This is a genomic window from Sandarakinorhabdus oryzae, from assembly GCF_009733735.1.
Classification (GTDB): Bacteria; Pseudomonadota; Alphaproteobacteria; order Sphingomonadales; family Sphingomonadaceae; genus Sandarakinorhabdus; species Sandarakinorhabdus oryzae.
This window is the reverse complement of sequence record NZ_WNJP01000160.1, coordinates 1-6200: the sequence shown is the minus strand read 5'-3', so window position 1 is coordinate 6200 and position 6200 is coordinate 1. Positions and strand designations below refer to the sequence as shown.

Here is a 6200-nt window from a genome sequence, read left to right as displayed (position 1 = left end):
GGGCCGCCAGCGCGGCGAGGGCCTCGGCCTTGGCGTCATAGGCGTCAGGCCTGGCGGCCGGGCCGCTGCGCCAATCGCGTCCGCGCAATTCGCCGGCGAGCAGGATGGCAGCGGTCGGCCGCTCGGCGTCGGCCAGATAGCGCTGGCCGAGTTCGAACAGGCGCACACTGGCAGTGCCGCGGTCCATGGTGCGGGCGGCAGCGCTGAGCAGGCCGGGCAGCAGGCTGGGGCGCATCGCGGCCATGTCGGCCGAGATCGGGTTGGCGATGCGATGCGCCGCGCCGCCGAATTCATCGGCATCGGCCGGCGGCAGGAAGCTCCAGGTGATGGCCTCATCCAGGCCGCGGCTGGCCAGGTGGCGGCGCAGGCGGCGCTGTTGGCGCTGGGCCGGTGTTGCGGTCGGCTTGGCGACGCCTTCCGCGCGGGGCAGGGCGGTGGCCGGCACCTTGTCCAGCCCGTGGATGCGCACGACCTCCTCGACCAGATCGGCCTCGCCATCAACATCGCGGCGCCACGACGGGACGCTGACCTGCCAGACGTCGCCCCTGGTCACGCCGAAGCCGAGACGGGTGAGGATTGCAGCCTGTTCGTCTTCCGCCACGTCAAGTCCGGCGAGGCCGAGCACGCGCGACGGGCGATAGGCGATGGCGCGCGCAGTGTCGGGGATCTGGCCGGCGACGACCGCTTCGGACGGCTCGCCGCCGCACAGATCGAGCACCATTTGCGTGGCGAGTTCGAGACCGGGCACAACGAAGGCGGGGTCGACGCCGCGCTCGAAGCGGGCGCGGGCGTCGCTGTTGATGCCAAGCGCGCGGCCCGTCGCGCCGATCAGTTCCGGCGTGAAATAGGCCGCCTCGATCAGCACTTCGGTGGTGGTCTGCGAACAGCCCGAATGCTCGCCGCCCATGATGCCGCCGATGTCGTGGACTTCGGCGTCGTCGGCGATGACGGTCATCGTCTCGTCGAGCGCATAGGTCTTGCCGTTCAGCGCCAGCACGCTCTCGCCAGCGCGGGCGCGGCGGGCGGTGAGGCCGCCCTGCAGCTTGGCGACGTCATAAACGTGCAGCGGGCGGCCACTGTCGATGGAGAGGAAATTGGTGATATCGACCAGTGCCGAGATCGGACGCAGGCCGACGGCGCGCAGGCGGCGCTGCAGCCAGTCGGGCGACGGGCCGTTGCTCACGCCGCGCACGATGCGGCCGGCGAAGGCAGGGCAGCCCTCGGCGTCCTCGATGGTGATCGGGCGCGGCATCGGAAAGGTGCCGGCGACGGGCGCGATTTCGCGGGTCTTCAGCGTGCCCACACCGGCCGCGGCCAGATCGCGGGCGATGCCGAGCACGCCGAGGCACTCCTGCCGGTTCGGCGTGATGGCGATATCGAAGACGGGGTCATTCAGGCCCGCCCAATCGACATAGCGCGCGCCCACCGGCGCATCGTCGGGCAGCGCGATGATGCCATCATGCTCGTCCGACAGTTCGAGTTCGCGCATCGAGCACATCATGCCCTTGGATTCGACGCCGCGGATGGCCGCCACCTTCAGTGTGATGCCGGTGCCGGGCACGAATGTGCCGGGCGCGCCGAACACGCCCTTCATGCCGGCGCGCGCATTGGGCGCGCCGCACACCACCTGCACGGGATTGCCGTCGCCGGTGTCGACGCTCAGCACCTGCAACTTGTCGGCCTGCGGGTGGCGTTCTGCGGTCAGCACATGGGCGATGGTGAAGGCGCCCAGGCGTTCAGCCGGGTTCTCGATGCCTTCGACCTCGAGGCCACAGCGGGTCAACGCCGCGGCGATCTCGTCGACGCTGGCAGTGGTGTCGAGATGGTTTTTCAACCAAGAAAGGGTGAATTTCATCTAATACTCGTGCGTTTTACGAACTGAACCGTCAAAATCGAACCAAGTGTATATGCCCGTTCGCTTTCCATGTTCAAAATAACCAGATTCCTTTGGCAAGCCACTGTCCCAAAAGGTTTCATATTTTCCGTGTTTCTCGCCATCTACGGTTGAATAGCGCTGCAGCAGAATCCCGGTCTCTGAATATTCCTCATACTCGAGCCTGTCCGAGAACGTCCTAATGAGGACATGCCCATAGTAGATCGACTCTTCGCTCACGACGCGCCCCCACTGATGGTCGGAACGTCAAAGGCCGAGAAACCATGGTGTTTCAACCACTTCACATCGCCATCAAAGAAGGCGCGCAGATCGGTCAGGCCATATTTCAGCATGGCCAGGCGATCGACCCCGGTGCCGAAGGCAAAGCCCTGCCATTCATTCGGATCGAGCCCGCAGGCGGCGATCACGCGGGGGTGGACCATGCCGGAGCCGAGCACCTCCAGCCACTTGTCCGCCGTGTCAGCGCCGGCCGGCTTGCCGGTTTTCGACGAATAGCCAACATCGACCTCTACCGACGGTTCGGTGAAGGGGAAATAGGACGGGCGGAAGCGCAGCACGACATCATCGACCTCGAAAAAGGCCTTGATGAAGGTTTCCAGCGTCCAGCGCAGATGCGCCAGCGTGATGCCCTTGTCGATCACCAGGCCTTCGATCTGGTGGAACATCGGCGTGTGGGTGGCGTCGCTGTCGCTGCGATAGACGCGGCCGGGCGCAATGATGCGAATGGGCGGTTTCTGGCCCATCATCGTGCGGATCTGCACCGGGCTGGTGTGGGTGCGAAGCACCAGATGCGGCTGGCCTTCGATGTAGAAGGTGTCGTGCATCGCGCGCGCCGGGTGGTGCTCCGGAATGTTGAGCGCGGTGAAATTGTGCCAGTCGTCCTCGATCTCGGGGCCATCGGCGACGGCAAAGCCCATGTCGGCAAAAATCTCGGCCAGTTCGTCCATCACCTGGCTCACCGGGTGGATGGAGCCGGTGGCGGGCAGGCTGACCGGCAGGGTCATGTCCTGCTTCTCGGCGGCCAGTTTCGCATTCAGCGCCGCCTCGTCGAGTGCCGCCTTCTTCGCGGCCAGCGCGGTGGTGATGGTTTCGCGCAAGCCATTGAAAGCCGGGCCCGCGACGGCGCGCTCATCGGGGCTCATGCCGCCCAGCGTTTTGAGCAGGGCGGTGATGCTGCCCTGCTTGCCCATGGCCGCGACGCGCACCGCCTCCAGCGCCTCGGGGCTGGTGGCGGCGGCGATGGCGGCCAGGGTTTCGGCCTCGATCCGGCTGGTGTCGGTGGTCATGATATCCAAGCCTGTGAGAGAAAACGCAAAAAGGGCGCGCGCCCGTGAAGGCGCGCGCCCCTTTTCGCTTGCGGCTGCGCGTGTGTTACGCGGCCTTGGCGTCCAGAGCGGCCTTCACCTGGCCAATGATGGCGGTAAAGCTTTCCGGCTGGTTCATGGCCAGATCGGCCATCACCTTGCGATCGATTTCGAGGCCAACCAGCTTCACGCCGTTCATGAACTGCGAGTAGGTCAGGCCTTCTTCACGCACGGCGGCGTTGATGCGCTGGATCCACAGGGCGCGGAAATTGCGCTTGTTCACCTTGCGGTCGCGATAGGCGTACTGGCCGGCCTTCTCCACCGCCTGCTTGGCAATGCGGATGGTGTTCTTGCGGCGGCCGTAAAAGCCCTTGGCGGCGTCGAGAATGCGCTTGTGCTTGGCGCGGGTGGTCACACCACGTTTGATACGCATGGGTTTCCTCCCTTACTTCAGGCCGTACGGCGCCCAGGCATGCACCCGGGCGGTATCGGCCTTCGCCAGCACGTCGGTGCCGCGATTCTGACGGATATATTTGGCGTTGTGGCTGATCAGGCGGTGGCGCTTGCCGGCCACGCCATGCTTCACCTTGCCGGTGGCGGTGATCTTGAAGCGCTTCTTGACCCCGCTCTTGGTCTTCATCTTGGGCATTTCGGTCTCCTTATAAAGACGCATCAAAAACGGCCATGGCAGCCCTTGTGGCCAGGCCGTCCGGTTCATGCGAGGGGCGCGCTATAGCGAAGCGCCGGCCACAGGGCAACCCCTATGGCCGGCGCCACGCTGTCTGGCAGTGGATCAGCCAGCGATTGCATTGGTGCAGCCTTTGCCCAAGGGCGCCGGCTGCACGGTGAAACTGGCAAGAACAGGCCCTCGTCCAAGCGCCGCTCCAGTAACGGTGTCAACCATGCAAAGTTCATGCCAGCAATGGAGCCTTTGTTTTCAATGGCCTGGCAGGTCGGCGATTCCAAAAGTGTAAGATCTGCCGACTCTGCGCGCGGCTTGCGACTCATTTTCGTTCCTGTTATGTTCGCACATCAACCAAGGGAGCTGGACCATGATCGGTTATGTGACGGTGGGGACCAACGACCTCGCCAGAGCCGCGACATTCTATGATGCCATCGCCGCCGAAATGGGCGTGGGGCGGATGATGGAGTTCGAGAATTTCATCGCCTGGGGCACGCCCGGCGGCGCACCCGGCATCGCGGCCACCAGGCCGTTCGATGGCAATCCAGCCAGCATCGGCAACGGCGTGATGGTGGCGTTCGAAGCGAAGGACCAGGCCCAGGTGGACCGCATTCACGCCATCGCGCTGGCCAATGGCGGCTCTTGCGAAGGCCCGCCCGGCCCGCGCGGCGACTCGGGCTTTTACGCCGGCTATTTCCGCGATCCGGATGGCAACAAGCTGAACGCATTCATCATGGCGTGATGGAGAGCCGCCAGCTGTCAATCCAGCTGGCGGCTCGAAGCGTAAGTTATCAAGTGTTGAAGGTGGTATTGATCACTAAACTATTGATTTTAATAGAGTTATCGATAAAAACCGTCAAAAAGCTGACAGCTAGAAGTAATATAGCAATGCGTGATATTTTTACGCTTACGGTGAACTTTATACTCATGGAATCATTGATTCTCCTCTATAAATGTAGCGAGGATCCGTTCCAACGCCACATCAAAATTATACCAAATTTTAGGAAAATGTCAAGCTAAATCTTGTAGTTAACTGCTCTTGAGTGCCTCTGCCAGATGACCCTACGCCCGCCCCGGTGTCGCCGACAGATTGGCGACGGTGACGCCGGTCAGCGCGAAGGCGCGTTCCCAGCGCTTGTCGATTGGCGTGTGCCAGACGACGTCTTCGTCGCCCGGCGCCAGGTGCCAGCCGTGCTGGCGCATCTCGCCGTCGAGCTGGCCGGCGCCCCAGCCCGCATAGCCCAGCACCACGTGCCAGTGCTTCGGCCCGTCCCCGCGGGCAATCGCCTGCAAGATGTCGAGCGTGGAGGTGAAGGCCCAGGCATCGCCGACGCGGATCGTGCCGGAAGCGGCATAGTCGGCCTCGTGCAGCACGAAACCATGGCCCTGCTCGACCGGGCCGCCATCGAGGACCGGACGATCAGCCACGGCGCCGGGATCGATATCGAGCTGGCGCAGCAGGCCATGCAGTGTGATGTCGGCATGCGGCCGGTTGATCATCAGGCCGAGCGCGCCGCCGTCGTCGTGCAGGCACAGCGCGATCACGGCGCGGTCAAAACGGTCATCGCCGATGCCGGGCATGGACAGCAGCAACTGGCCGGACAGAAAGGGCGGCGGTTCCACGCAGATGAGCATAGGCCGGCGCTGGACGCCAGCCAAGGCCGCCGCTACTGAAAACATGCAGTTCTGCCCCAAGGGAGAAACCCCCATGACGATCAAGGTTGGCGATTCGATTCCGGCGATGACCCTCGTGAAGGCCACCGCCGACGGCCCGGCTCCGGTCACCACCGACGCGCTGTTCGGCGGCCGCACCGTGGCGCTGTTCTCGGTGCCCGGCGCCTTCACCCCCACCTGCTCCGCCCGCCACCTGCCGGGCTTTGTCGACAATGCCGAAACCTTCCGCGCCAAGGGCGTTGATGAAGTGGTCTGCGTGTCGGTCAACGATGCCTTTGTGATGGCGGCCTGGGCCAAATCGGCCAGCGCCGACGGCAAGGTGACGATGATCGCCGATGGCAATGGCGACTTCTCCAAGGCGCTGGGCCTCACCTTTGATGGCAGCGCTTATGGCATGGGCATCCGCGGCCAGCGCTTCTCGATGATCGTCAAGGACGGCAAGGTGGCCGAACTCAACGTCGAGCCGCCCGGCGCCTTCGGCGTCTCCTCGGCCGAACATCTGCTGGGGCAGCTCGCCTGAGCCTCAAGCCGTCCCAGCCCCGGCGCGGCCTCACTCGCCGCACCCTGTTGATCGCGGCCGCGGCCAGCACCGGCCTGGCCATCGGCTGGGCCGTGTGGCCGCGGGCGCGCGGGCTCAACTGGGCGG

The 6200-nt window shown here is 64.5% G+C and carries 7 protein-coding genes; 2 read left to right on the top strand and 5 right to left on the bottom strand.

From position 1 onward, the window contains the following. The 4 genes from pheT to rpmI form a co-directional block, all read right to left on the bottom strand. On the bottom strand, nt 1–1855 hold a 1855-nt coding region (gene pheT / locus GJ693_RS13000; protein WP_156256714.1), incomplete at its 3' end, for a phenylalanine--tRNA ligase subunit beta. Between the two features lie 254 nt (nt 1856–2109). Continuing rightward, nucleotides 2110–3180 (bottom strand): phenylalanine--tRNA ligase subunit alpha, encoded by a 1071-nt coding sequence (gene pheS / locus GJ693_RS12995; RefSeq protein ID WP_156256713.1) that lies wholly within the window; start codon nt 3178–3180, stop codon nt 2110–2112. 85 nt (nt 3181–3265) lie between these two features. Beyond that, nucleotides 3266–3631, bottom strand: a complete 366-nt coding sequence (rplT, locus tag GJ693_RS12990; RefSeq protein WP_156256712.1) for a 50S ribosomal protein L20 — start codon at nt 3629–3631, stop codon at nt 3266–3268. A gap of 12 nt (nt 3632–3643) precedes the next feature. Continuing rightward, a complete protein-coding gene (gene rpmI, locus GJ693_RS12985) occupies nt 3644–3847 on the bottom strand; it encodes a 50S ribosomal protein L35 (protein WP_156256711.1) in 204 nt (67 codons plus the stop codon). Nucleotides 3848–4250: 403 nt separating this feature from the next. Here rpmI and GJ693_RS12980 point away from each other — a divergent pair, with 403 nt between their 5' ends. Beyond that, nucleotides 4251–4622 (top strand): VOC family protein, encoded by a 372-nt coding sequence (locus GJ693_RS12980; protein ID WP_156256710.1) that lies wholly within the window; start codon nt 4251–4253, stop codon nt 4620–4622. Between the two features lie 320 nt (nt 4623–4942). Here GJ693_RS12980 and GJ693_RS12975 read toward each other — a convergent pair whose 3' ends face one another. Continuing rightward, entirely contained in the window at nt 4943–5503 is a 561-nt protein-coding gene (locus GJ693_RS12975) for a YqgE/AlgH family protein (RefSeq protein WP_156256709.1), read from the bottom strand. Nucleotides 5504–5588: 85 nt separating this feature from the next. Here GJ693_RS12975 and GJ693_RS12970 point away from each other — a divergent pair, with 85 nt between their 5' ends. After that, nucleotides 5589–6074 carry a peroxiredoxin gene (locus GJ693_RS12970; RefSeq protein WP_156256708.1) on the top strand — a complete coding sequence of 162 codons (486 nt, stop codon included), beginning with the start codon at nt 5589–5591 and terminating at the stop codon, nt 6072–6074. Nucleotides 6075–6200: the final 126 nt, after the last annotated feature.

Bases quoted from the DNA above. Each gene is read 5' to 3' on its own strand.
- GJ693_RS12980 (WP_156256710.1), top strand. From the start codon at position 4,251: ATGATCGGTTATGTGACGGTGGGGACCAACGACCTCGCCAGAGCCGCG.
- pheS (WP_156256713.1), bottom strand. From the start codon at position 3,180: ATGACCACCGACACCAGCCGGATCGAGGCCGAAACCCTGGCCGCCATC.
- rplT (WP_156256712.1), bottom strand. From the start codon at position 3,631: ATGCGTATCAAACGTGGTGTGACCACCCGCGCCAAGCACAAGCGCATT.
- rpmI (WP_156256711.1), bottom strand. From the start codon at position 3,847: ATGCCCAAGATGAAGACCAAGAGCGGGGTCAAGAAGCGCTTCAAGATC.
- GJ693_RS12970 (WP_156256708.1), top strand. From the start codon at position 5,589: ATGACGATCAAGGTTGGCGATTCGATTCCGGCGATGACCCTCGTGAAG.